Here is a 23,943-nt window from a genome sequence, read left to right on the forward strand (position 1 = left end):
CACAGGAAAAATCGCAAACGTTCGACGTAACGCGAACAAAAATCCCGCGCTACGCCGTCAAACAAGCGGAATTCGATTTGTTCCGCGTTTCCCTAGCTTCTGAACTTCGACGTAATCGGATAGCGCCAGTCGCGGCCGAAGGCACGGTGCGTTACCCGTATCCCGACCGGCGACTGGCGGCGCTTGTACTCGTTGATCTTGATCAGGTGCGTAATGCGGGTGACATCCTCGACCCGGAATCCGGCCGCCAGAATTTCATCGACACTGCGATTTTCTTCCATGAACAACTGCATGATGGCGTCGAGAATCTCGTACGGCGGCAGCGAATCCTGGTCGGTCTGGTCGGGGCGCAGTTCGGCCGACGGGGCGCGCGTCAGGATCCGTTGCGGGATCACTTCCGAGATCCCATTGCGATATGCGCAGAGGCGATACACCAGCGTCTTGGCGATGTCCTTGAGGACTGCGAAACCGCCCGCCATGTCGCCATACAGCGTGCAGTAGCCGACCGCCATCTCGCTCTTGTTACCGGTCGTTAGCACGATCGAACCGTGCTTGTTCGACAGCGCCATCAGGATGGTGCCGCGGATGCGCGCCTGGATGTTTTCTTCCGTGGTGTCCTCGGGCAGACCCTTGAACTCATCGGCCAGCGTGTGGCGAAATGCGGCGAAGCAGTCGGCGATCGGAATCTCGTCGTAACGCACCCCGGTGCGCTGCGCCATGTCGCGCGAATCGATCCAGGAAATCTCGGCGGTGTACGGCGATGGCATCATCACGGTGCGGACCTTGTCGGCGCCCAGCGCGTCGACCGCAACCGCCAGCGTCAGGGCAGAATCGACGCCGCCCGACAGCCCGATCAGCGCGCCCGGAAAACCATTCTTGCCGATGTAATCGCGCACGCCCAGCACCATCGCCTGATACACCTGCGCCTCGACCGACAGTTCGGCCGGCAGCGTAGCGGGGATCGGCGTGGCGCCGTCGAATTCAATGACCTGCAGGTCTTCTTCAAAGTGCTTGAGCTGGGCGGCGATGACACCGGCGGCGTCCATCACGAACGAATTGCCATCGAAGATCAACTCGTCCTGGCCGCCAACCAGATTGGCATACACCAGCGCCAGGCCCTGCGCGCTGACGTGCGCACGCATGACGTCGAAGCGCAGGTGCTGCTTGTTCATGTGGTACGGCGAGCCGTTCGGCACCAGCAACACCTGCGCCCCGGCGGCCCTGGCGCGCGCGGGGGGCTGGTTGAACCAGGTGTCTTCGCAGATATTGATGCCGAAACGCACGCCCTTGACCTCGAACACGCAGGCCTCGCTGCCTTCGGCAAAATAGCGCTTCTCGTCGAATACCGTGTCATTGGGCAATGCCGATTTGCGGTAGCTGGCAATCACCTTGCCATCGGCCAGCACCAGCGCGGCGTTGAAGCGCCGTCCGTTCTCCTGCAACGGCACGCCGACCACCACATGCAGTCCGGCAAACGCGGCCAGCTCGTCGGCCAGGTGCGAAACCGCCAACGCCGATTGTGCGTAGAATGATTCTCGCAACAACAAGTCTTCCGGTGGATAACCGACCAGTGACAATTCCGGCGTCAGCACGATATCGGTGCCCTGTGCCGCGGCACGCTGCGCGAACGCGACGATGCGCGCACTGTTGCCGGCCAGGTCGCCGACGGTCGGGTTGATTTGCGCGATGGCGACTTTCACTGTCATGGCAAATACTCTTTGATCTGTTACCGGGTGAATCAACTGACGCAACCAGCTGCGCGCCGGACATCACGATCAGTTGACAAAATGTAAATTAATGAAAATTTATTGTGAAACTATCTTGAATTATCGCACGCAAATCATCTCTTCTTTGACTGAGGTCGGGCAAGCCGCATGGGATGGCCTGCTGGCCTTGCAATCCGATGCCAATCCGTTCCTGTCCTATGCCTTTCTGCATGCCCTGCACGAGACAGGCTGTGCCTCGATCGAGTCAGGCTGGCAGCCCCAATTCCTGACGCTGTGGGACGGTGAGGAACTGGCGGCGGCCATGCCGTTGTACGCCAAGATGCACTCTTACGGCGAATATGTCTTCGACTGGGCCTGGGCCGATGCCTACCAGCGCCATGGGCTGGAGTATTACCCCAAGCTGCTGTCGTCGATTCCGTTCACGCCGGTCACCGGCACACGCCTGCTGGCACGCGATGACAGCGCGCGCGTCGCCTTGATCGAGACCCTCTGCGCGGTGCAGGTCAACAGCAAGGTATCGTCCACCCACGTGCTGTATCCACCCGAGCAACAGGCCAGCCAACTGAAGGAAGCCGGCTTCATGCTGCGCGCCGGTGTGCAGTTCCATTGGATCAATCCGGGTTACGCCAGTTTCGATGAATTCCTCGATACGCTGGAACGCAAGAAGCGCAAGAACATTCGCGCCGAACGACGCAAGGTGGCCGAACAAGGGATTGTCTTTCGCCAGGTCCAGGGCGCCGACGCCAGTGCAAACGACTGGCAGTTCTTCAATCGCTGCTACGCCCACACCTACGCCGCGCATCACTCGACGCCGTATTTGAACCTGGCTTTTTTCAAGCGCATCGGCGCAACCATGCCGCAGCACATACTGTTGATCATTGCCGAAAAGAATGGCGCGCCAATTGCGGCCTCGCTGGTCGTTCACGATAACAACACGTTGTATGGACGCTACTGGGGCGCGATCGAGGATGTGCCGTGCCTGCACTTTGAAACCGCCTACTACCAGCCACTCGAATTCTGCATCGCCCACCGGATCGGCTGCTTCGAGGGCGGCGCGCAGGGCGAACACAAGATGGCGCGCGGCTTCCTGCCGCAAAAAACCTGGTCCGCGCACTGGCTGGCGCACCCGTCGTTTGCCGATGCGATCGAGCGGTTTCTGGAGCGCGAGAGCGGTGGCATCGCCTCGTATATCGACGAACTCAACGACCGCAATCCGTTTCGCACGGCAACCGGTACTGTGAACAATTGAAAATTGGTGTTGACGCATACACCATGGCGCTTGTAGCGTGAGGCCTGTTCTTCACACACCTGCGCACAATGACCATCGGCCTTCGTCCAAATCCCACGGCTGCAGCTCCCATGCTGAGCCGGATCGGCCGCTTTCACATCACCGGTGAACTCGGCCGTGGCACGGTCGGCGCCGTCTACATCGGCCATGATCCGGTCATCGACCGCGATGTCGCCATCAAGATTTTCAATCCGAAGCTCACGCCACAGGAACGCCGCGCGCACGAACAGCAGCTGATCAATGAAGCGCGCGCCGCCGGCCGCCTGTCGCATCCGCACATCGTCACCATCTTCGAAGCCTCTAGCGAAGGACCGGAAACCTACATCGCCATGGAATTCCTGCGCGGTCGCGAACTGAGCAAGCTGCTCGACGAGGGCCACAAGTTCGAGCTCGACGACGTCGCCTCGATCATCTGGAAACTGTCCGATGCACTGCATTACGCGCACCAGCAGAACGTGGTGCATCGCGATATCAAACCGGCCAACATCTTTCTGGTGGCCGATCATCAGCCCAAGCTGGTGGATTTCGGGATTGCCCGCGCACCCAACCGGATCGCCGAAAATCTGGCCGGTGCCGAAGAGCCCTTCACGCTGTTTCGCAACAACCTGCTCGGCACCCCCAATTACATGTCGCCGGAACAGGCGACCGGCCGTGAAGTCGACTCCCGCACCGATATCTATTCGCTCGGTGCGGTGATGTTCGAGATGCTGACCGGACGCAAGCCGTTCGTCTCGCGCGACACCGACAAGCTGCTGCATCTGATCGCCTACAAGGCGCCCGACAAGCCGCACGAAGTCGATGCGTCGATTCCCATTGCCCTGTCAAAAATCGTCATGAAGGCGATGAGCAAGCAGCCCGAACGGCGCTACCAGAGCGCCGATGAAATGACCAACGAGATCAAGCGCTATCTGATCGACGGCAAACGCGCGCGGCGGCGCCTGAAGATGTCGATGCCGGTCGATGAGGTCGAGGACGGCGCCGATCAGCCGATCTATGCACGCCCGTCCTTCCTGATCGGGTGCATCGCGCTGGCCGGTGCGGTGGCGATGGTGGCGTGGCAGGTCTGGCATTTCTGAGCCACGCGCTGGCGGCGTTTCTTGCCAGCGCGGCAGCATGCCGGTTTGGTTTATCGCGGCGTCAGTGCCGCAATCACCTGCCCCTTCAACATCTTGATCAGCGCGGTCTCATCGGCCGGCACGCCTTCCGGCGCAGTGTTAATCCGGTCGCCATAAAACAGCCCGAACGGTTTGCCCTGAATTACCAGCGGCAGCACGATGAAGCTGCGCGCATCCGGCAGCAGCGCCCGATGCCAGGCCGGGATCAACGCGGCGATATTGGCCGCACTGGCGTCGGAGATCAGCAGGTCGGCGTCGTTTTTCAGGGCCAGCGAAAACAGGTCGCGCTCGACGCCGGCGGCGAACACGAACTCGGCCTGGCGCGCGTCATTTTTTTCACCCAGGGCGATGCGGGCGCGAAACTGGCCGGTGCGGGCGTCGCGCACGCAGATCGTGGCAAAGCGAAAGCCCATGCTGCGATATAGCGTCTCCAGCGCCAGCAGCACCAGATCATTCATCTTGCAGCGACCCGAGGCCATCATCTCGGTCACATCCTGCACACCCGCGAGCAGCAGCTCGCGCGCATTCAGCGGTTTGCCGCTGGGGTAACAGGTTTCGGCCGACATGCTGAGCTCGGGCTCAGCCGCCATCAAAATATCCAGCGGCAAGGCATCGGCAGCAAGCGTTGTGTCAGCCGTTTCCTGCTGCGCATCCGGCTCAGGCTCCATCGGCATCAGCTTGCTGGTGGTGGTCAGCACACGCGCCTGTTCGGCAACCGTGCGCAACAGCGCCACCATGGCGTCGTGATCAAGCTGAAACGCCGTACCGAAACGGGTCAGCAAGGCACGCGTGGCAAGGTCATCGGCCGGGTCCTTCATGTGCGGAATCAGCGCTGCGGCGGTGGTGCTGAAGGCGGCCACCTGCTGCATCCATTCCTGGCGGGTACGCGCCGGCTTGACCACGCCGGAGGGAATCGCCGCCAGCGCGTGGATGATGCTGTCGGGAATTTCCCATTCGCGCAGCACCGATTCGGCCAGCGATTCAAAGCTGCAGCCAATCACCCGCATCGCGGCGCGCTGCGGCGGCAGGCTTTCGGTTTCGATCAGGGCATCGATCTCCCGGTAGTACAGGTGACCATGCGCCGCCACCAGCAGCCGGCCCATGTTCTTGAACAGGGCAGCGACGGCGGCTTCTTCGGAATCCTTGAAATGACTGCGCCGCGCCAGTTCGCGTCCGACGATGCTGGCGCACAGCGCATGCGACAGCTCGGCGCGCACGTAATGCGCATGCTTGCCGGACATGCCATCGACCAGCAGCATCGCCAGTGCACTGGTTTTGACGGCGTCGAACCCCAGCACGAAAATGGCACGGGAGATGGTAGTGACCGCCGTGCCGGAGCTGGTGCGGTAGGCCACGGTATTGGCCAGCCGCAGGATTTTTTGCGTCAGCCCGGCATCCGACAGCACGAAGTGCGCCAGATTGCGCACCGCTTCGTCACTCGACGACGCCAGCTGCACCACCTGCGCAATCGAGCTGCCCAACGCCGGCAGGCTCGAATCATTGGCGATCTTGTGCAGCAGCTCGTTGCGCACCTGGGCGGGTTCATCGTCGTGCGCGGAAGAAAATACAGCAGTCATGGGCGCTCTTTGGTGAAACCTGGGTCGGAGGGATCGACGGCCGTATGGCGCCGTCGCCGAAGCGTTCGATGATGCCGCAAGCCTGCCGAATTGTCGATGTTGCGCTGCACTGCGCGCAGCCGCCCAGACATTTGCATCAAGCATCCCTACCTGATCGCCACGAACTCCGTACAATCGGGCCCTGACCATTTTCCCGCCGCTGCCATGCAAGCCACCGATATTCTGATCGCCCTCGCCGTTGTCATGATCTGGGGCTTTAATTTCGTCGTCATCAAACTCGGCCTGCAAGGCTTGCCGCCGATCCTGTTCACGGCGCTGCGTTTTCTGTTCGCCGCCCTGCCGCTGGCGTTTTTCATCAAGCGTCCGTCCATTGCCTTTCGCTACCTGGCCGGCTATGGCCTGTTCCAGTTTGCGTTTCAATTCACGCTGCTGTTTTCAGGCATGCATCTCGGCTTTCCGCCCGGGCTGGCGTCGCTGGTGATCCAGTTGCAGGCGTTTTTCACGATCGGTCTGGCGGTGCTGCTGCTGGGCGAGCGTCCGGTCGTCACGCAACTGATCGGTGCCTTGATCGCACTCGGCGGCATGGTGCTGGTGGCCTCGCAGATCACTGCCAAGCCGACCCTGATCGGTTTTGCGATGGTCATCGCCGGCGGCGTGTGCTGGGCGGTGGCGAACATCTTCACCAAGAAGATGGGCAAGGTCAATCCGGTCGAACTGGTGGTCTGGGGTTCGCTGCTGGCGACCCCGCCGCTGCTGCTGGCATCGCTGGCGTTCGAGGGCTTCGATGCCTGGACGACTGCCGCCGCCAACCTGAGCTGGCTGTCGGTCGGCGCCGTGTTCTTCCAGTCCTACCCGAACACCATCCTCGGCTTCGGCATCTGGTCGGTCCTGATGCGCAAGTATCCCACCGCGACCATCGCGCCCTTCACGCTGCTGGTACCGGTGACCGGCATGTTGAGTGCAGCGATCGTACTCGGCGAACCACTGCAATGGTGGAAGATCCTGGCCGGCGTGATGGTGCTCGGCGGGCTGGCGGTGAATGTGTTCGGCGGCCGCATCCTGCTGGCGCTGCGCACCCGCAGCGCACGCGCGAGCTGAGTCGGGCGAAAAAAACAGGCTGACGCAGGAACCGGATCGCACCACGCAACATTCAAGGGAGGTCGGCACGTGCCGATCCCAATTGAAACGGAGCGCCAGTGGGCCAGTGCATTCAACGGCAAGGCATGCCTTTGCCGCCGCAACGTCGTCCTCGACCAGTCCTTGTTGCACCCCCTCCTCTGCTGCCCCCGAAACAATTGATCGGGCGCCGCGCGCCGAGACTCGTCACGCCCGGCTGAACGGGCGCGACACGCTGCGGTGCGGCAAGCCAGTCATTTCACCTCCTATAGATCACGCGAGATAGTCATCATGCAATCCGTTTCTTCACGTCCGTCAAGTCCGCTTCCTCCGCCTCAGGCCGGCGCCGACATTCCCATGAAAGTCCTCAAACAGTGGGTGAAGCTCTGCAAGGAAACGCCCTTGTCCACCGTGCGAAACGACATTCCGGGCGCCGAGGCCAATGCAACCGGTATCGGCTGCGTGACTGCCTACCCGATCGTGGTTCAGCACGGACCGCCCGACAACAGGGACGTGCGCAGGCTGCACGCCAACGCGATTGAAATGGAAACCGGCCGGACGTATGCGGCAGGACAGTCGCCGATGGATTTTCCGAAGAGCAAGAATTTTTTGCAGCAGGGTATTGAAACGCGACAGGGCGTGGTCCAGTTTGTTTCAAGAACGGCGCACCGCACCTGGGCGTCGAAGGAGTATCCGATTCTCGACCAACTGAAGGACAAATTTGGCAGAAACCCCTGGGGCGTCGACATGGAACTGGGCGAGCGGTATGAGATCCGCGACGTGGTTGCCGTAGACGGCGCAGCCGCCGCTGCCGACCGATCGGATCACCGCCATGTTGAGCTGACAGTACATGACCGCGAAACCAAGGAAACGTTTACGGTGCCGGTGACGCAGATCGCGCTGGCGTTCAACGGCGGCAAGATGCTGAAGGAAGACGCCATCCTGCGTGCCAATCACATTGTAGATGCGCATCGTGCACTGGCGCGTGACAGCGACGGGTCGTCGCAACAAACCGACCCGCTGATGGTCAGCCAGGGTGGCATCGGTCGCAATGCCGCCCTGATTGTCTATCGCGAAATTTGCCGACAACTTGCGGACGGCGCGATCCAGACGGAAGCTGATCTTGATGGCGCACTGGAGGCGGCGGTTCTTCGAGGCCGGGAGCAGCGCGGGCCGAACTTCATCCACACGATTGAACAGTTTGATGCGCTGCGTACGACCTTGCTGGGTGAGCTGCGCAGCCCTCGCGCCATGCCGGCGCTGGGCACGCCAGCGTCGCCCAGTGACTCGGCGGGTCGGGCGCGAATCGAGCAGCAGCTCAAGGGCGCTGGCGACGATGAAGCGAAACGGAGTCAAGTGGACGAGCCCAGAATGCCGCCCGCCCCTCGTCGAGCGCCATCACCAACCTATCCAGCTCAGCCCATGTCGTCACTCCTGGAAGAAACTGGCGGAGCGAGATCTCCAGAACGTATATTGAAAGACGCTGGCGTTGGTGAAGAGAAAAACACACCACCGGACGCCTCCATCACGTCGCCCACGCCTGGTCCAACGACAACACCTGCCGCAAACGCAGCGCCACCCGCCGAACCTAAGTCCAAGTCGGCACGCGGTGAAACAATTGTCGGATCAATGTCTCCAAAAACCGGGACACCGAGCCCCGCGAAACGCAGGTTCAGCTTTTTCGGCAGGGAGAAAACACCGGACAGCCCTGTCACCGACAAAACAGGACGAAACCGGCCGCATCAAAAAGTTTCTGGCGATGAGGGAGCCCAGGCAGCGGAAAAGAGGTCAGCAAGCAAGCTCGTGGGCATGTTCAAAAAACGCGGGGGTCGGTCGCCATCTCCTCCAGCTTCACCCGGCGAGCCTGCCAGTCCACGAACACAGCGGGTAATCGATAAGCTCAGCAAACCGCATGCAGCCACAAGAAGCGACGCGCGAATTCCTTTCGACCGGCTTGCTTTCGAGCTGAAAGACTATGGCGGCGGCGGCGACTGCCTTTGGCATAGCCTGCGGCAGCAAAAGTTACCCGAGGCGGAGGTTGACAAGATACGAAAGCAGGTAGCGGACGTCCGCCGCGGTTCGCTTACAGGGGAAGATGTCAAACACAACTACCATCAAGTTGACAATGCGCTCGTACATGGTCAAGGCGGTCGTGGATTTAACCTTACTGAGTTGGAACGCGAAAAAGGTGAGGTCACCAACGAGCGCTACGCCGACTTCCAGGCCCTGCGCGGCAGCTTTGGTGGCGACGACGAAATCGAGCAATGGCTCAAGGTTTCTGATAACAGATGTAATTGCGTGGTGGTGGTCGACGGAGACGTGGGACACGAAAACACCAAGATTTTCAGTCGTGCCGCGGATGGGTCTGTCAGGGTGGAAACTACCCGGGCAACCGACAACCGGGCTGAAAATGCGGTTCACCTCAATCACGTAATCACGCAGGCGAGGACTAATCGCTCTGCCGTCGCCCTGTACCGCTCGTCAACGCATTTCCAGCGCATTCTCAACATACGAAAGGACGACGAAATCGATCAGGCCATGCAAGCCAACGCAGCCCGTCTTAATCTCGCGCGAGAGCGTGCAATGGCACGCCAATTTGACAAACTGGAAAAAAACGTCAAAAGCGGAGTTCGGTGAAACGACGTATTCGGAATCCATGCCTGCCTGTTACTGTTGCCAACCCCCGCCCAACGCCTGAATCAGCGCCACCGCCGTCACCTGCCGGCTGGCCGCCAGTTGCACCAGCGCGCGCCGCGCACTGAGTGCGCTGGCCTGGGCGGTGACGACTTCGGTATAACTGATCTGCCCGGCGCGGTAGCGGTTCAACGCCTGCGCTTCGGTGTCATCGGCGGCGCGCGAGGCCTGTTCGCGCAGGCTCTGCTGCTGCGCCAGCACGGTGGTGGCGTTGAGCTGGTCTTCGACACTGGCGAAGGCCTCCAGCACGGTCTGGCGATAGCGCGCCGCCGCCTGTTCCTGGCTGGCGCGGGCGGCATTGACCCGTTCGCGCGTGGCGCCGGCATCGAACAGCACCTGCGCGCTCGACAGGCCCAATGACCAGATGCTGGTCGAGGCGGCGAACAGGTCGGCCACCCGGCTGGCGCTGCTGCCACCGCTGGCGCTCAGATTCAGACTTGGGTAATACGCCGATTGCGCGATGCCGATTTGTGCGTTGGCGGATGCCACGCGGCGTTCGGCGGCAGCGATATCGGGACGGCGCTGCAACAGCGTCGACGGCACGCCAACCGGAATCTGCGGCAGCGTCGCACGCCACGGCGCCACGGCCAGCGCGAAATCGGCCGGCGCCTTGCCGGTCAGTACCGCCATCGCATGTTCGAACTGGGCGCGGGTGCGGGTCAGGCCGATCAGTTCGGCCTGGGCATTGGCCAGTTGGGTTTGCGCCTGCAGCAGGTCGGTCTTGGGCGCGATGCCGGCGTCATAGCGGTTCTGCGTAATCGTCAGCGCGCGCTGATAGCCAACAATGGTGGCTTGCAGCAGCGCGCTTTCGGCGTCGGCCTGGCGTACTGAAAAATAATCGCTCGCCAGTTCACCCTGGGCCGACAGCAAGGCTCCGGCCAGATCCGCGGCACTGGCTTGCGCGCTGGCGTCGGCACTGTCGACGCCGCGTCGCAAGCGGCCCCAGAGATCGGCTTCCCAGCTCGCGCCAACACTGGCCTGGAAGGTGTTGCCGACGTTGCTGTCGGTGCCGGCACGGCGGCCGCTGCCATCGAGCGACACGGCCGGATACAGGCTCGCGCGCTGCTGCCCCACCAGTGCGCGTGCCTGCGCATACGCGGCGGTGGCGGCGGCCACGTTCTGGTTCGACACCGCCACCTGTGCGACCAGCGCGTTGAGGTCGCTGTCGTTGAACAGCGTCCACCAGGTGCCACGATCAAGCGCATCGGCAGGCGTGGCGCGTTCCCATCCGGCCAGTTCCTTGTAGGCCGTCGGCGTCGCCATTACAGGCTGTTCATAGTTGGGACCAACCGCGCAACCACCTACCAGCAGGGCCAGCGCAATCAGGAAATGACGTGGTGTCAGGCGCATCGGAAGATTCATGGTGTAAGTGGTTCGGTAATCAGACGTGGATTCGGATTGCTGCGCCGGAAGCGGTCCAGCAGGATGTAGACCACCGGGGTGGTCAGCAAGGTCAGCAATTGACTGGCGATGAGTCCGCCGATGATGGCAACGCCGAGCGGCCGGCGCAGTTCCGAGCCTTCGCCGAAACCGATTGCCAGCGGCAAGGCGCCGAGCGCGGCCGCCACCGTGGTCATCAGGATCGGCCGGAAGCGCAGCAGGCAGGCTTCGCGCACCGCATCGAAGGCCGACAGGCCGCGCGAGCGCTGGGCTTCCAGCGCGAAATCGATGATCAGGATGGCATTCTTCTTGACGATGCCGATCAGCAGGAACACGCCAATGAGGGCGATCACCGAGAATTCCATGTTAAACAGCAGCAGCGCCAGAATCGCGCCGACGCCGGCCGAGGGCAGCGTCGACAGCACGGTGACCGGATGGATCAGGCTTTCGTACAGCATGCCGAGCACGATGTAGATGACCACCAGCGCGCCCAGGATCAGCAACGGTTGCTCGCCCTGCGAATCCTGCGCCGCACGCGCCGTGCCTTCGAAGCTGCCGCGCACGTTGATGGGCATGCCGATGTCGGCTTCGGCCTGCCTGACCGCGGCCTGCCCCTCGGGCAGCTTGCTGCCGTCGGCCAGATTGAACGACACGGTGGTGGCCAGTTCGGCATCCTGATGACTGATCGAGGTGGCCGTGGCACTGTCGGCAAAACTGGCAATCGCCGACAACGGCACCATGCGCACGGCGGTCGTGCTCAGGGCGGTGCCGCTGGACGGGTCGCGCAACGCCGGGTTGCTGACCACGTTGCTGGTGGTCGCAGTGGTCGCGGTGGTCGTGGGTGGCGCGATGGCGGTCGACACCACGCCCTTGGCCGGCACGTACACGTCGTTCAACGCCTCGGGACTGCGGGCGTAACGCGGCGCGACTTCCATCACCACGTGGTACTGGTTGAGCTCGGAATAGATGGTAGCGACCTGGCGCTGGCCGAAGCCGTTGTAGAGCGCATTGTCGACATCGCGCGACGTCAGGCCCAGCCGGGCAGCGCTCTCATGGTCGATCTTGACGAAGGTTTCGACACCGTTTTCCTGCTGGTCGGTGTCGACATCGATCAGGGCCGGTTGCAGCTTCATCGCGTCGGCCAGCTTGCCGGCCCACAGTTTCAGGTCGGCCACGTTGTCGCTCTTGAGCGTGTACTGATAGGTCGAATTGGTTTGCCGGCCGCCCATGCGCAGATCCTGCACCGGATTCAGGAACAGGCTCACGCCGGTTACTTGCGCCAGCTTCGGACGCAGGCGCGCGATCACGGCCTGGCCGCCTTCCTTGCGCTGTCCGACCGGCTTCAACGTAACGAACATGAAGCCGCCGCCGGCCCGTCCACCGCCGGTGAATCCCACCACGGTGTCCACCACCGGGTCGGCCTTGATGATGTCGACCAGTTGCCGCAATTTCTGTTGCGCGCCCTGGAATGAAATGCTCTGGTCGGTACGCAGGCCGCCGTTGAGCTGCCCCGTATCCTGGTCCGGAAAGAAGCCTTTGGGTGCAGCGATGAACAGATAGACATTCAGGCCAACCACCACCAGCAAAATCAGCATGACTTGCCAGACGCTGTGCATGGCCCAGTCGAGGCTGCGCTCGTAACTGCGGTGCAGGTGATCGAAGCCGCGTTCGAACCAGCGCGCAATCCGTCCGGGCGGCTTGCCGTTGCCAGCGGGCTTGAGCAGCCAGGCGCACATCATCGGCGTGGTGGTCAGAGAAATGACCAGCGAAATCATCACCGCCGCCGACAGCGTGACAGCGAATTCGCGAAACAGCCGCCCCAGCTGGCCACCCATGAACAGCAACGGAATGAACACCGCCACCAGCGAGACGCTGATCGACAGCACGGTGAAGCCGACCTCTTTCGCGCCCAGCAGCGCGGCCTGCATGCGCTCCATCCCGGCCTCGATATGTCGGCTGGTGTTTTCCAGCACAACGATGGCATCGTCAACCACGAATCCGGTCGCCACCGTCAGGGCCATCAGGCTCAGATTGTTGAGCGAAAAGCCGAGCAGATACATCACGCCGAAGGTGCCCAGCAACGACACCACGGTGGCCACGGCCGGGATGATGGTGGCGCGCACATTGCGCAGGAAGGCGCTGACCACCAGCACCACCAGCGCAATCGAAATCAGCAGCGTGACTTCGATTTCGTGCAGCGACGCGCGAATCGAATTGGTGCGGTCGGAGGCAATCTCGAGGCGCACATCGGCCGGCAATTGCGCCTGCAACGTCGGCAGCAAGGCGCGCACGCCGTCGACCGTTTCAATCACATTGGCGCCGGGCTGGCGCGTGATCAGCACCACCACTGCCGGCTCGCCGTTGAACAGCCCGAGCGTGTTGATGTTCTCGACACTGTTGATGACTTCGGCGACATCGCCCAGCCGGACCGCCGCGTTGTTGCGCCACGCCACCACCAGCCCGCGATAATCGGCGGCGTTGCGTCCACCCGGCGGCGTGTAAATTTGCAGCCGGCGTTCATCGCCTTCGATCGCGCCCTTGGGCCGATTCGCGGTGGAAGACTGGATCGCGGCGCGCACGTCTTCCATGCTCACGCCGTACTTGTTGAGCGCATACGGCAACAGCTCGACCCGCACCGCCGGCAGCGTGCTGCCACCCAGTTCGACATCGCCGACACCCTGCACCTGCGCCAGCTTCTGCTGCACCAGATTCGAGACCTGGTCGTAGATCTGGCCGGGCGTGCGCGTTTTGGAGGTCAGCGCCAGGATCATGATCGGCGCGTCGGATGGATTGATCTTGCGGTAGGTCGGGTTGCTGCGCAGCGTCGCCGGCAGATCGACGCGGGAGGCGTTGATGGCGGCCTGCACTTCGCGTGCGGCGGCGTCGATCTTGCGATTGAGATCGAACTGCAAATTGATCCGGGCCGAGCCGGTCCCGCTCGACGAGGTCATTTCATTGACCCCGGCGATCACCCCGAGGCGACGTTCCAGCGGCGTCGCGACACTGGTCGCCATCGTGCTCGGACTGGCGCCAGGCAACGAGGCGCTGACCGAGATCGCCGGAAAATCGATCTGCGGCAACGGAGACACCGGCAGGACGAAGAAGGCCGCGATGCCGGCCAGCGCCAGTCCGATCGTCAGCAGCGTGGTGGCGATCGGACGACGGACGAAGGGCGCCGACAGATTCACGTTGGCTCCGGCGCCGGCTTGCCAAAGCGCTGCGACCAGCTGCGACCGAGCCGGTCAAAGCCGAGATAGATCACCGGCGTGGTGAACAGCGTGAGCATCTGGCTGACGATCAGGCCACCGAAGATGGCCAGGCCAAGCGGCCGGCGCAATTCGGCACCGTCGCCCCAGCCCAGCATCAGCGGCACAGCGGCAAACAGAGCGGCCAGCGTGGTCATCAGGATCGGCCGGAAGCGCAACAGCGCGGCCTGGTGAATCGCCTGCTGCGCCGACATGCCCTGATGACGTTCGGCCTCGATGGCGAAGTCAATCATCATGATGGCGTTTTTCTTGACGATGCCGATCAGCAGGATGATGCCGATGATGCCGATCACGCCCAGGTCCTGACCACTGATCATCAATGCCAGCAGCGCACCGACGCCGGCCGACGGCAGCGTCGACAGGATCGTCAGCGGATGGATATAGCTTTCATACAGCACGCCCAGCACGATGTAGACGCACACCAGCGCGGCCAGGATCAGCCACAGCTGGCTGCTCAATGCAGTCTGGTAGGCGCCGGCCGCGCCGAGGAAGGTCAGCGACACCGACGGCGGCAGGTTGATGTCGAGCGCGGCCTGCTTGATCACGTCGACCGACTTGCCCAGCGATACGCCAGCCGCCGTATCGAAGCCCAGCGTGGTGGCCGGAAACTGCGCCACGTGCGTGACTTGCAGCGGCGCCGGCCGCTCGCTGATGGTGGCAATCGCCGACAACGGCGTGGCCTTGCCGGAACCGGTGCGCAGTTGCAGTTGCCCCAGTTGCGCCGGTGTGGTCAGCGAATTCGGTTGCGCTTCCAGGATCACGCGATACTGGTTGGTTTCGGTAAAGATGGTCGAGACGATGCGCTGTCCGAACGCGCTGTAGAGCGCGTCGTCGATCGATGCGGCGCTGATCGACAGGCGCGCGGCGCTGTCGCGGTCGATGTCGATGTAGACCGAGGTGCCGCTGGCATTCGCATCCGACACCACGTTGCGCAACTGCGGCAGTGTTTTCATCTGCTGCACCAGTTTGCCGGCCCACTGCACCACGGTGGCATTGTCGGCGCCTTCGAGCGAGACGCGATACTGGGTCGGGCCGGTTTCGGCGTCGATGGTCAGGTCCTGGGTCGGTTGCAGGTAGATCGTCACGCCGGCGATTTGCGCGACCCGGTCGCGCAGCCGGTTCATGGTCGCTTCCTGGGTGCCGATGCGGTCGCGCTTGAGATTGATCAGCATGCTGCCGGTGTGCAGCATGGTGTTGCGCGCGGCATCGACGCCGACCAGCGAACTCAGGCTGGCCACATCGCGATCGGCGAGGATGGTTTCGGCCGCAGCCTGCTGCAGGCTGGCCATGCGCGCATAGGAGACCGACTGGCTTGCCTCGACGCGGGCCTGCAACTGGCCCGTGTCCTGGGTTGGAAACAGGCCTTTCGGAATGATCAGATACAGCACCACCGTCAGCACCAGCGTGGCCAGCGCAATGAGCAAGGTCAGGGCCTGGCGCGCCAGCACCCATGACAGCCCGGCGTCGTAGCGTTCCATGACGCCGTCAAAAAACCGTTGCAGCCGGCCCGGCTCGGCGCTTTTTGGCGGCGACGGCTGGAGCCAGCGTGCCGACATCATCGGCACCAGCGTCAGCGACACCACCGCCGAGATCAGGATCGTGATCGCCAGCGTGACGGCAAACTCGCGAAACAGCCGCCCCACGACATCGCCCATGAACAGCAGCGGAATGAGCACGGCAATCAGCGACACGGTCAGCGAAATGATGGTGAAGCCGATCTGCGCGGCGCCCTTGAGCGCGGCGACCATCGGCGTTTCGCCTTCTTCGATGTGGCGCGCAATGTTCTCGATCATCACGATCGCATCATCGACCACGAAACCGGTGGCGATGGTGAGCGCCATCAGGCTCAGATTATTCAGGCTGTAGCCCAGCAGGTACATGACGCCACAACTGCCGATCAGCGAGATCGGCACGGCCAGACTGGCGATGACAGTCGCGCGGAGGCTGTGCAGGAAAGCAAAGATCACCAGCACCACCAGCAGCACGGCCAGGATCAGTTCGGTCTCGACATGTTCGACCGAGGCGCGGATACCGGTGGTGCGGTCGCTCAGGACGGTGACTTCCAGCGCGCTGGGCAGGCCGGCCTGCAATTCCGGCAGGCGCTTCTTGATCGCATCGACGGTGGCGATGACGTTCGCGCCCGGCTGGCGTTGGACGTTCAGGATGATGGCCGGGGTCAACCCGGACCAGGCGCCGAGCTTGACGTTTTCGGCGCTGTCGACGATTTGCGCGACGCTCGACAACTTGACCGGCGCGCCGTTCTTGTAGGCGACGATCAGGTTCTGGTAGTCCACCGCCGCCAGCAGCTGGTCATTGGCATTGATCGTGTACGACCGGGTCGGTCCGTCGAAACTGCCCTTGGCGCTATTGGCATTGGCGGCGGCAATCGCGGTGCGCAGCGTATCGAGTCCCAGGCCGTAGGACGCCAGCGCCTGGGTGTCGGCCTGAATCCGCACCGCCGGGCGCTGGCCGCCCGACAACGACACCAGACCGACGCCGGTGACCTGGCTGATCTTCAGCGCAAGGCGGGTGTTGACGATGTTCTGCACCTCGGTCAGCGGCAGTGTTTTCGAGGTGATCGCCAGCGTCAGCACCGGTGCGTCGGCCGGATTGATTTTGGCGTACACCGGTGGCGCCGGCAAATCGGCCGGCAGCAGCGAGCCACCGGCGTTGATGGCGGCCTGCACTTCCTGCTCGGCCACGTCGAGGCCAAGGCCAAGACCAAACTGCAGGGTCACGACCGATACGCCGGCCGCGCTGGTCGAGCTCATGCGCTGCAGCCCGGCCATCTGGCCGAACTGGCGTTCCAGCGGCGCCGTCACGGTCTGGCTCATGACGTCGGGACTGCCGCCGGGATACAGGGTCTGCACCTGGATGGTCGGGAAATCCACCTGCGGCAGCGCCGACAACGGCAGGAATTTGAAACCGACGATCCCGGCCAGCACGATGGCGACCATCAGCAGCGCTGTCGCTACCGGCCGCGCGATGAAAACTTGTGACGGATTCATGCCGCTATCCTCACTGGGCCGGTGCGGTGGCTGCCTGAGGACGGCGGCGTCGTTCGCCTTCCGGGGCTGGCGTGCCATCGGCCGCAGCGGGGCGTGCGCCACGACGGCCCTTGCCCGCGCCAGGCGCCATCGGCTTGTCGCCTGCCAGCGTGATTTTCGCGCCGTCGCTGAGACGGTCCGCGCCTTCGGTCACGACCTTTTCACCGACCTGCAATCCCTTGGTAATTTCGATCCGTTCAATGGTCCCCTGGCCGCGCGTGACCGGGCGCAATGCCACCGTGCGCTCGGCGGTATTGACCACGTACACGTAATCGCCCTTGTCGCTGTGCCGCAATGCCGCCACCGGCACCGCGGCGGCGCCCTTGATGGTGCGCAGCAGCAGTTGCACATTGACGAACTGGTTCGGAAACAGCGCCAGCTTGTCATTGGCGAAGCGCGCCTTGGCGCGCACGGTACCGGTCTGCAAATCGATTTGATTGTCGAGGGTCAGGAAGCGCCCAGTGCCCAGGGCGGTGGTGCGGGTCCGGTCGAGTGCAGTAACCGGCAACGCGGCGCCCTCGGCCGCACGCGCCATCACTTCGGCGACCTGATCCTGCGGCACCGTGAATTGCACATCGATCGGCGTCACCTGCGTGATCACTGCCACGCCGTTGGCGTCGCTGGCGCTGACCACATTGCCGACATCGACCACGCGCAACCCGACCCGTCCGCTGATGGGCGCGACGATCTTGCTGTAACCCAGATTGAGGCGCGCGGTACCCTCATTGGCACGATCGGACACCACCGTACCCTCGAGTTGCTTGACCAGCGCGGCCTGGGTATCGACATCCTGGCGCGCAATCGAATCCTGCGCGAGCAGGGTTTGATAACGTTGCAGGGTGACTTTGGCACTGGCCAGTTGCGCTTCGTCGCGCAGACGCTGGCCGGTGGTTTGCATCAAGGCCATCTCGAACTGGCGCGGATCGATGAGCGCCAGCAGCTGGCCGGCCTTGACCATCTCGCCTTCGCGGAACAGGATCTTTTGCAGCACACCGCCGACCTGCGGCCGCACCGTGACGGTGGCGGCGGCCTGGACGGTGCCGAGCGCATCAAGAATCACGGGCAGATCGAGCGGCTCCACCGTGGCGACACCAACCGTCGTATTGGGCCGACCGCCTCCGCCGCCACCCGGCCCGCCACCACCACCAGTCCGTGCCGCACCAGCAGCCGGCTCTCGATGCGTCAGATACCAGGCCAGCCCGCCCAGCGCAACCAGCGCGAGCAAGGCGACCAGCGTGCCAATGATGAGTGTGCGCCGCGCTGGCCGGGTGCGAGGAGTCATTTGGGGCGCAACTGGTAAATGCATCTTTTATCCTTTGGACCTGAACGGGTACTGCACCGGCATCGGCATCGGCACCGGCGAGATGATCGCACGTACTCCGCCGGTCGGCTGTGCGCGAACCGACGCAGCGGCAAACGATACCGGCGTGCGCTTGCAGTTGTGACAATTATGGCTAATAGTTACTACGAGAAACATCCCGACATGCGAGGACTACAGAAGAGAAACAGTTCGTCGGCGCGAATGGCCGAACGGCGGGGTGACGGCGACGCGCTGCGCCGACGGCGTCCTGAGCAACGAACGCGTCGGCGCCATGGGTAATTACAACTTCAGACTCTGCGCCCAGACCAGTGCGGCCATGTGCGCTTCGTTGACCTGGCTGGCGCTGATGAACAGCGATTCAGCCAGTGGCCCGGCAGCGCCGTTGTCTTTTTCGCAGGCTTCCGCCAGCGCCAGGAAGGGTCCGAAAATGCCTTCGCGCGACAGCAGTGCCTGTGCCACCGGCTCCGAGAGTTGAATGTTGTCGAGCACTTCTTCCATCGGAATGCCGAGCAACCGATCCAGCAGCGAGAACATGCCCGCGACGAAAAGATTTTCGGCCTCGCTTTTCGGCAGAAAGCTCTGCCCCAGCAATTCGGCAAAACGTCCGCGCACGATCGCCGTCTGCATCAGCACCGGCGATTGCGCACCGCTGCTGGCAGTGGCCAGCAGCACCGAGAGCCAGCGGTACAGCGGCGAATAACCGAGCATCGTCACCGCATGCCGCAGCGACTGGATTTCGGTGCCGAGACCAAACCCGGCCGAATTGATATAACGCAGCAATTTGTAGGACAGCGCCGCATCGCGCTTGAGCACGCCTTCGAGCTGACGCACGTCGGCGTTCTTGCGCACCATATCCATCAACTGCAGGATCATCGTCTGCGCGGCATTGAGGCCCTTCGAGGTCACGCCCGGACGCACCGTCAGGTACAGATTGCCGACAAAGGCATCCATTCCCAGCGTGGCGCAGGCCTCGAACGCCTGCCAGCTCTGCACGCCGCGACTGATCATGCGCACCGAGGAGTGCTTGATCGTTGCATACAGCTTGGCTTGCGCGGCAAAATCGGCACCGCCGAAACGGGTTTCGATATGGCTGACCAGCGGCAGCAGCGCCTTGTCCTGGTTGGCCAGATCGACATCGCGCAGCAACACGCCGAAACCGGCTGCCCGCGCGGCCTTGATATCGTCAATCGCGGAAGCGTCGCCGAGATCGGCGCGCTCGATGGTGAGTACGGTGCCCTTCGGCGACAGGCCGTCCAGCACGCCCGAGCGCAGGGTCTCGGGTGTTGCGCCCAGAAAGATCAGGGTGCCATCCATCTGATAGCCCTGCTCGGGATGCGTGAACCGCTCACCGACAAACGCGGCCATCGCCTGCAAATCGATTTCGCTGGGCTGCGACACGTAGCCGTCTTCGCCCTGCCAGGTAAGTTCGTAACCGAGAACCCGCAGTGTCGGGTCAAGCAGCGGCTCGCGTAAGATGAAATTGACGTCTTGCATGGTCGGGCTTTATTTGAATTGGAAAGAGAAGAAAAACAACACGAACCTGCTGTTTCGCGCGGTGCGGCCGCGCTTCAACTGGTCCGGCAACACTCGGTCAAAATCCGAGGCTATCCAGCAAATCGTCGACCTGCTCCTGATTGGCCACGACATCGATACTGCCCGCAGCATTGATCTGGGGACCGTTCATCAGTCCGGCATCGACCTCGCGACGTACTTCGGGCGGTGCATAATCCAGCAGCAACTGGATCATCTGTTGTTCCAGATTGTGCGCAAGCTCGGTGACCTTCTTGATTACCTGCCCGGTCAGATCCTGGAAATCCTGCGCCATCATGATGCTCATCAGATGTTCCCGGGTGCTGTCTGCAGCGACCCTGGTTGCGCTCAGATACGCCAGCGTCTGGGCAGCCTGCACACGGTACTGGGTTTCCGAAAATGGCGCGTCGAGCGTTGCCTGCCATTGCGCCTGCAACGTGCTGGCGCCGGATTCGATCTGCTTCTGCAGCGGATTGGCTTCCTCGGTCGCGTTGAGCACTTTTTGCGCCGCCTGTTCGGTCATGCGCGCGACGTAGTCAAGCCGGTCACGCGCGTTCGGAATATCGTGGGCGGCACGTTCGATGACCTTGTCAAAGCCGAGCCCGCGCAAACTGTCATGCAGGTTGCGCGTCATCTGACCGACGCGAACCAGCACTTCTTCGTTCTTGCCGGCAGCGTTGCGCGACTGCGTCAGATCCGGCGCAGGGGTGGCAGGCGTCTCCAAATCAGGCTCCGACTTTTTCGAGCTTTTCGAAAATCTTCGCCAGCTTCTCATCCAGCGTCGCCGCGGTGAATGGCTTGACGACATAGCCGTTGGCGCCGGCCTGCGCCGCAGCGATGATGTTTTCCTTTTTGGCTTCGGCGGTCACCATCAGGACCGGCAACTTGGCCAGGGCGGGATCGGCACGAATGTTTTGCAACATCGTCAGACCATCCATGACCGGCATGTTCCAGTCCGAAATAACGAAGTCAAAATGCTCGCTACGGAGTTTGGACAATGCCATCGAGCCATCTTCGGCTTCATCGACATTGGTGTAGCCGAGCTCCTTGAGCAAATTGCGAACGATCCGACGCATCGTGGAGAAATCGTCAACGACTAAAAACTTGGTATTGGGACCAGCCATGAATTACTCCATCGTTCTTCAAAAAAGTGGATACATCGAAAAGCCCTGAGGCACATTATGCACTGAAGTTCCCGGCCTGAATCAACGGATTCTCGATCGTTTCCATTAAACGCGCAGCGCCCGGCTGCTGTGCGCTGCCAGATATCCCAGGACTTTGCCCGGCAATTCCAGCAATGGCGCGACTTCATCGGTGGCGCCGACCGCGATGGCTTCACGCGGCATGCCGAAAACCACGCAACTGGCCTCATCCTGCGCGAAATTATGCGCGCCGGCCTGCTTCATTTCAAGCATGCCGAGCGCACCATCCTTGCCCATGCCGGTCAGAATGACGCCGACCGCATTCTTGCCGGCGCACAGCGCAGCCGAGCGAAACAACACATCCACCGACGGCCGGTGCCGATTGATCAGCTCGCCCTGGTCCAGCTGGGTCATGTAGTTGGCGCCACTGCGTGCCAGCAGCAGGTGCGAGTGGCCCGGCGCAATATAGGCGTGCCCCGGCAAAATCCGCTCGCCGCCGACGGCCTCGTTGACCGAAATCTTGCACAACCCGTCGAGTCGCTTGGCGAATGAGCGGGTGAACCCTTCCGGCATGTGCTGGGTAATCAGGATTCCCGGACAATCCGATGGCATTTGCAGCAGGAATTCCTTGATGGCTTCGGTGCCGCCGGTGGAGGCGCCGATGATGATGAGCTTTTCACTACTGGTAAAGGTGTTGCCGATTTTCGGCAAGGGCTGGCTGACATGCTCGGGCGAACCGGGCGCGGCCAGCACGCGTGTCCTGATGCGTGCCTTGGCGGCGGCACGAATCTTGTCGGCGATCATTTCGGTGTATTCGCGCATGCCGGACTGAATCGACAGCTTGGGCTTGGTCACGAAATCGACCGCGCCCAGCTCAAGGGCGCGCATGGTGATCTCCGACCCGCGCTCGGTCAGCGATGACACCATCAGCACCGGCATTGGTCGCAGGCGCATCAGTTTCTCAAGGAAATCGAGGCCGTCCATCTTTGGCATTTCGACATCCAGCGTCAGCACGTCCGGATTGGTTTGCTTGATCAGATCGCGCGCGACGATCGGATCAGGCGCCACGCCAACCACTTCCATGTCGGGCTGACTCATGATGATCTCTTTCATGACGCTGCGGATCAGCGCCGAATCATCGACGATCAGTACTTTGATTTTCATGCGATTGCCTTTCGGGACCAGCCCGCTATCTTGAATATTGTCGAACCAGCCATGTCAGAACAGATCGACATCGCCCGCCACCGGCGCAGCCTGCAGTCGCGTCGCGTAATCCTGTTCGCGGTTGACGAGGGTGTTGTTGTTGAGTTGCTTGAGCTTCTTGACCAGGACCTTGCCGCTGCGTGGGAAGTAGTACACCTTGCGCGGATGAATGTCGTTGAGGTCTTCAGCCACCACGCGGATGTTTTCCACGTGCAGGTAGTCGCGCACGAACTGGGCATTGCGTTCACCGACATTGATCGCAATGAAGCCGCGCAGCACATTGCCGCCGCCGAATACCTTCGCCTCGAGATTCTCGCGCCGGGCGCCGGCCTTGAGCAGTTCATTGATCAGCACCTCCATCGCATAGGTGCCGTAGCGCATCGACGCTGACACCGGACTGTCGATGTCGGTGCCGCCGTACGGCAGCATGAAATGATTCATGCCGCCGATGCCGGTCACGCGATCGCGAATGCAGGCCGATACGCACGAGCCGAGCACCGTCACGATCAGCATGTCCTTGGGCGTAAAAAAATACTCGCCCGGCAAAATCTTCGCCGCATCGCAATCGAACGTGCGATCGTAATAGACGTTGGTGGCGAATTGCTCTTCGTTGGATTTGGACATGGTATTTATGTCACGCGCCGCGGATGGCGGGGCGCCCTTTCAGTCCATGGTGAGAATCGAGTTCGTAGACCGTCTTGCCGCGCAACTTGAACGCATCGGACACGTACAGAAAATTTTCGGAGTGACCAGCAAACAGCAACGCGTCCGGTTTCATCAGCGGCGCAAAGCGGGCCAGTATCTTGCCCTGTGTCGGCTTGTCGAAATAGATCATCACATTGCGACAGAAAATTGCATCGAACGTACCGGACAGCGGCCACTCGTTGGCCAGCAGGTTGAGCTTCTTGAACGTCACCAGCCGGCGCAGTTCTTCGCGCACGCGCACCATGCCAGCCTGTTCGCCCTTGCCCTTCTGGAAAAACCGGCGCGCCCGCTCGGGTGACAGCTTGTCGAGCCGGTCGGCCGTGTAGACGCCGTTGGCGGCGGTAGCCAGTACATTGGTGTCGATGTCAGTGGCGATGATGTGCACCGGCGGCGTCAGCGTGTTGAACACTTCGCAGGCGATCATCGCCATCGAATACGGCTCTTCGCCGGTCGAACTTGCCGAGCACCAGAGCTCGATCGGACCGGCGCGACCCTTGAGGTGATCGGCCAGGATCGGAAAGTGATGCGCCTCGCGAAAGAACGACGTCAGATTAGTGGTCAATGCATTGGTAAAGGCTTCCCATTCGTCGGTGTCACGTCCGGCTTCGAGATCATCCAGGTAGGTGACGAACGAGGTGATGCCGGTCGCGCGCAGGCGCCGCGCCAGACGGCTGTAGACCATCTCCTGCTTGCTGTCGGCCAGCGAGATGCCGGCACGCTGGTAGATCAATCCGCGCACCCGTTCGAAATCCCTCTCGGTGAAATCGAATTCCTTGGTGGTTTCCTGTTTGGTGTTGGCGACAGTTTTCAACTATAGGTTCCTGGTGAATGC

The 23,943-nt window shown here is 62.1% G+C and carries 16 protein-coding genes; 4 read left to right on the forward strand and 12 right to left on the reverse strand.

Annotated elements, in window-relative coordinates; genetic code table 11:
* Positions 1-92: 92 nt before the first annotated feature.
* Positions 93-1,706: an NAD+ synthase gene (locus tag RCH09_RS15595; RefSeq protein WP_326942051.1), complete on the reverse strand. Its 1,614-nt coding sequence runs from the start codon at positions 1,704-1,706 to the stop codon at positions 93-95.
* 91 nt (positions 1,707-1,797) lie between these two features.
* On the opposite strand from RCH09_RS15595, the gene RCH09_RS15600 reads away from it, so the two are divergent.
* Both RCH09_RS15600 and RCH09_RS15605 read left to right on the forward strand, forming a co-directional pair.
* On the forward strand, positions 1,798-2,976 hold the full coding sequence (locus RCH09_RS15600) for a GNAT family N-acetyltransferase (RefSeq protein ID WP_326942052.1): 1,179 nt from the start codon (positions 1,798-1,800) through the stop codon (positions 2,974-2,976).
* A gap of 110 nt (positions 2,977-3,086) precedes the next feature.
* Positions 3,087-4,091, forward strand: a complete 1,005-nt coding sequence (locus tag RCH09_RS15605) for a serine/threonine protein kinase (RefSeq protein WP_326942053.1) — start codon at positions 3,087-3,089, stop codon at positions 4,089-4,091.
* Positions 4,092-4,141: 50 nt separating this feature from the next.
* On the opposite strand, the gene RCH09_RS15610 is transcribed toward RCH09_RS15605, so the two are convergent.
* The gene (locus RCH09_RS15610) at positions 4,142-5,707 is read right to left on the reverse strand and encodes an HDOD domain-containing protein (protein ID WP_326942054.1); all 1,566 of its coding nucleotides are present in this window, start codon (positions 5,705-5,707) and stop codon (positions 4,142-4,144) included.
* A gap of 204 nt (positions 5,708-5,911) precedes the next feature.
* Between RCH09_RS15610 and RCH09_RS15615 the strand changes: the two genes are divergently transcribed.
* Positions 5,912-6,805 (forward strand): EamA family transporter, encoded by an 894-nt coding sequence (locus tag RCH09_RS15615; RefSeq protein ID WP_326942055.1) that lies wholly within the window; start codon positions 5,912-5,914, stop codon positions 6,803-6,805.
* A 375-nt stretch (positions 6,806-7,180) separates the two neighbouring features.
* Positions 7,181-9,460, forward strand: a complete 2,280-nt coding sequence (locus RCH09_RS15620; protein ID WP_326942056.1) for a hypothetical protein — start codon at positions 7,181-7,183, stop codon at positions 9,458-9,460.
* A gap of 30 nt (positions 9,461-9,490) precedes the next feature.
* Here the strand turns inward: RCH09_RS15620 and RCH09_RS15625 are convergent, their stop codons facing one another.
* The 10 genes from RCH09_RS15625 to RCH09_RS15670 form a co-directional block, all read right to left on the reverse strand.
* Positions 9,491-10,879 carry an efflux transporter outer membrane subunit gene (locus tag RCH09_RS15625; RefSeq protein ID WP_326942057.1) on the reverse strand — a complete coding sequence of 463 codons (1,389 nt, stop codon included), beginning with the start codon at positions 10,877-10,879 and terminating at the stop codon, positions 9,491-9,493.
* Positions 10,876-14,085 (reverse strand): efflux RND transporter permease subunit, encoded by a 3,210-nt coding sequence (locus RCH09_RS15630; protein WP_326942058.1) that lies wholly within the window; start codon positions 14,083-14,085, stop codon positions 10,876-10,878. The genes RCH09_RS15625 and RCH09_RS15630 overlap by 4 nt, the downstream gene beginning before the upstream one ends.
* A complete protein-coding gene (locus RCH09_RS15635) occupies positions 14,082-17,171 on the reverse strand; it encodes an efflux RND transporter permease subunit (protein ID WP_326942059.1) in 3,090 nt (1,029 codons plus the stop codon). The genes RCH09_RS15630 and RCH09_RS15635 overlap by 4 nt, the downstream gene beginning before the upstream one ends.
* Positions 17,172-17,181: 10 nt before the next feature.
* Complete coding sequence (locus RCH09_RS15640) at positions 17,182-18,492, reverse strand: efflux RND transporter periplasmic adaptor subunit (RefSeq protein ID WP_326942060.1); 1,311 nt, start codon at positions 18,490-18,492, stop codon at positions 17,182-17,184.
* Between the two features lie 318 nt (positions 18,493-18,810).
* The gene (locus tag RCH09_RS15645; RefSeq protein ID WP_326942061.1) at positions 18,811-20,025 is read right to left on the reverse strand and encodes an EAL and HDOD domain-containing protein; all 1,215 of its coding nucleotides are present in this window, start codon (positions 20,023-20,025) and stop codon (positions 18,811-18,813) included.
* A gap of 97 nt (positions 20,026-20,122) precedes the next feature.
* Entirely contained in the window at positions 20,123-20,836 is a 714-nt protein-coding gene (cheZ, locus tag RCH09_RS15650; RefSeq protein ID WP_442785047.1) for a protein phosphatase CheZ, read from the reverse strand.
* Positions 20,787-21,185, reverse strand: coding sequence for a chemotaxis response regulator CheY (gene cheY / locus RCH09_RS15655; protein ID WP_326942063.1), 399 nt, complete (start codon positions 21,183-21,185; stop codon positions 20,787-20,789). The genes cheZ and cheY overlap by 50 nt, the downstream gene beginning before the upstream one ends.
* Before the next feature lie 105 nt (positions 21,186-21,290).
* Positions 21,291-22,367, reverse strand: a complete 1,077-nt coding sequence (locus RCH09_RS15660; RefSeq protein ID WP_326942064.1) for a protein-glutamate methylesterase/protein-glutamine glutaminase — start codon at positions 22,365-22,367, stop codon at positions 21,291-21,293.
* Positions 22,368-22,421: 54 nt separating this feature from the next.
* Positions 22,422-23,030: a chemoreceptor glutamine deamidase CheD gene (cheD, locus tag RCH09_RS15665; RefSeq protein ID WP_326942065.1), complete on the reverse strand. Its 609-nt coding sequence runs from the start codon at positions 23,028-23,030 to the stop codon at positions 22,422-22,424.
* 10 nt (positions 23,031-23,040) lie between these two features.
* Positions 23,041-23,922 carry a CheR family methyltransferase gene (locus RCH09_RS15670; RefSeq protein ID WP_326942066.1) on the reverse strand — a complete coding sequence of 294 codons (882 nt, stop codon included), beginning with the start codon at positions 23,920-23,922 and terminating at the stop codon, positions 23,041-23,043.
* Between the last annotated feature and the right edge of the window lie 21 nt (positions 23,923-23,943).

Source organism: Actimicrobium sp. GrIS 1.19 (assembly GCF_035984655.1).
Classification (GTDB): Bacteria; Pseudomonadota; Gammaproteobacteria; order Burkholderiales; family Burkholderiaceae_D; genus Actimicrobium.

Excerpts from the sequence above, each read along its gene's own strand:
- RCH09_RS15595 (WP_326942051.1), bottom strand. The coding sequence starts at position 1,706 with ATGACAGTGAAAGTCGCCATCGCGCAAATCAACCCGACCGTCGGCGAC.
- RCH09_RS15600 (WP_326942052.1), top strand. The coding sequence starts at position 1,798 with ATGAAAATTTATTGTGAAACTATCTTGAATTATCGCACGCAAATCATC.
- RCH09_RS15605 (WP_326942053.1), top strand. The coding sequence starts at position 3,087 with ATGCTGAGCCGGATCGGCCGCTTTCACATCACCGGTGAACTCGGCCGT.
- RCH09_RS15610 (WP_326942054.1), bottom strand. The coding sequence starts at position 5,707 with ATGACTGCTGTATTTTCTTCCGCGCACGACGATGAACCCGCCCAGGTG.
- RCH09_RS15615 (WP_326942055.1), top strand. The coding sequence starts at position 5,912 with ATGCAAGCCACCGATATTCTGATCGCCCTCGCCGTTGTCATGATCTGG.
- RCH09_RS15620 (WP_326942056.1), top strand. The coding sequence starts at position 7,181 with ATGAAAGTCCTCAAACAGTGGGTGAAGCTCTGCAAGGAAACGCCCTTG.
- RCH09_RS15625 (WP_326942057.1), bottom strand. The coding sequence starts at position 10,879 with ATGAATCTTCCGATGCGCCTGACACCACGTCATTTCCTGATTGCGCTG.
- RCH09_RS15635 (WP_326942059.1), bottom strand. The coding sequence starts at position 17,171 with ATGAATCCGTCACAAGTTTTCATCGCGCGGCCGGTAGCGACAGCGCTG.
- RCH09_RS15640 (WP_326942060.1), bottom strand. The coding sequence starts at position 18,492 with ATGACTCCTCGCACCCGGCCAGCGCGGCGCACACTCATCATTGGCACG.
- RCH09_RS15645 (WP_326942061.1), bottom strand. The coding sequence starts at position 20,025 with ATGCAAGACGTCAATTTCATCTTACGCGAGCCGCTGCTTGACCCGACA.
- cheZ (WP_442785047.1), bottom strand. The coding sequence starts at position 20,836 with ATGAGAAGCTGGCGAAGATTTTCGAAAAGCTCGAAAAAGTCGGAGCCT.
- cheY (WP_326942063.1), bottom strand. The coding sequence starts at position 21,185 with ATGGCTGGTCCCAATACCAAGTTTTTAGTCGTTGACGATTTCTCCACG.
- RCH09_RS15660 (WP_326942064.1), bottom strand. The coding sequence starts at position 22,367 with ATGAAAATCAAAGTACTGATCGTCGATGATTCGGCGCTGATCCGCAGC.
- cheD (WP_326942065.1), bottom strand. The coding sequence starts at position 23,030 with ATGTCCAAATCCAACGAAGAGCAATTCGCCACCAACGTCTATTACGAT.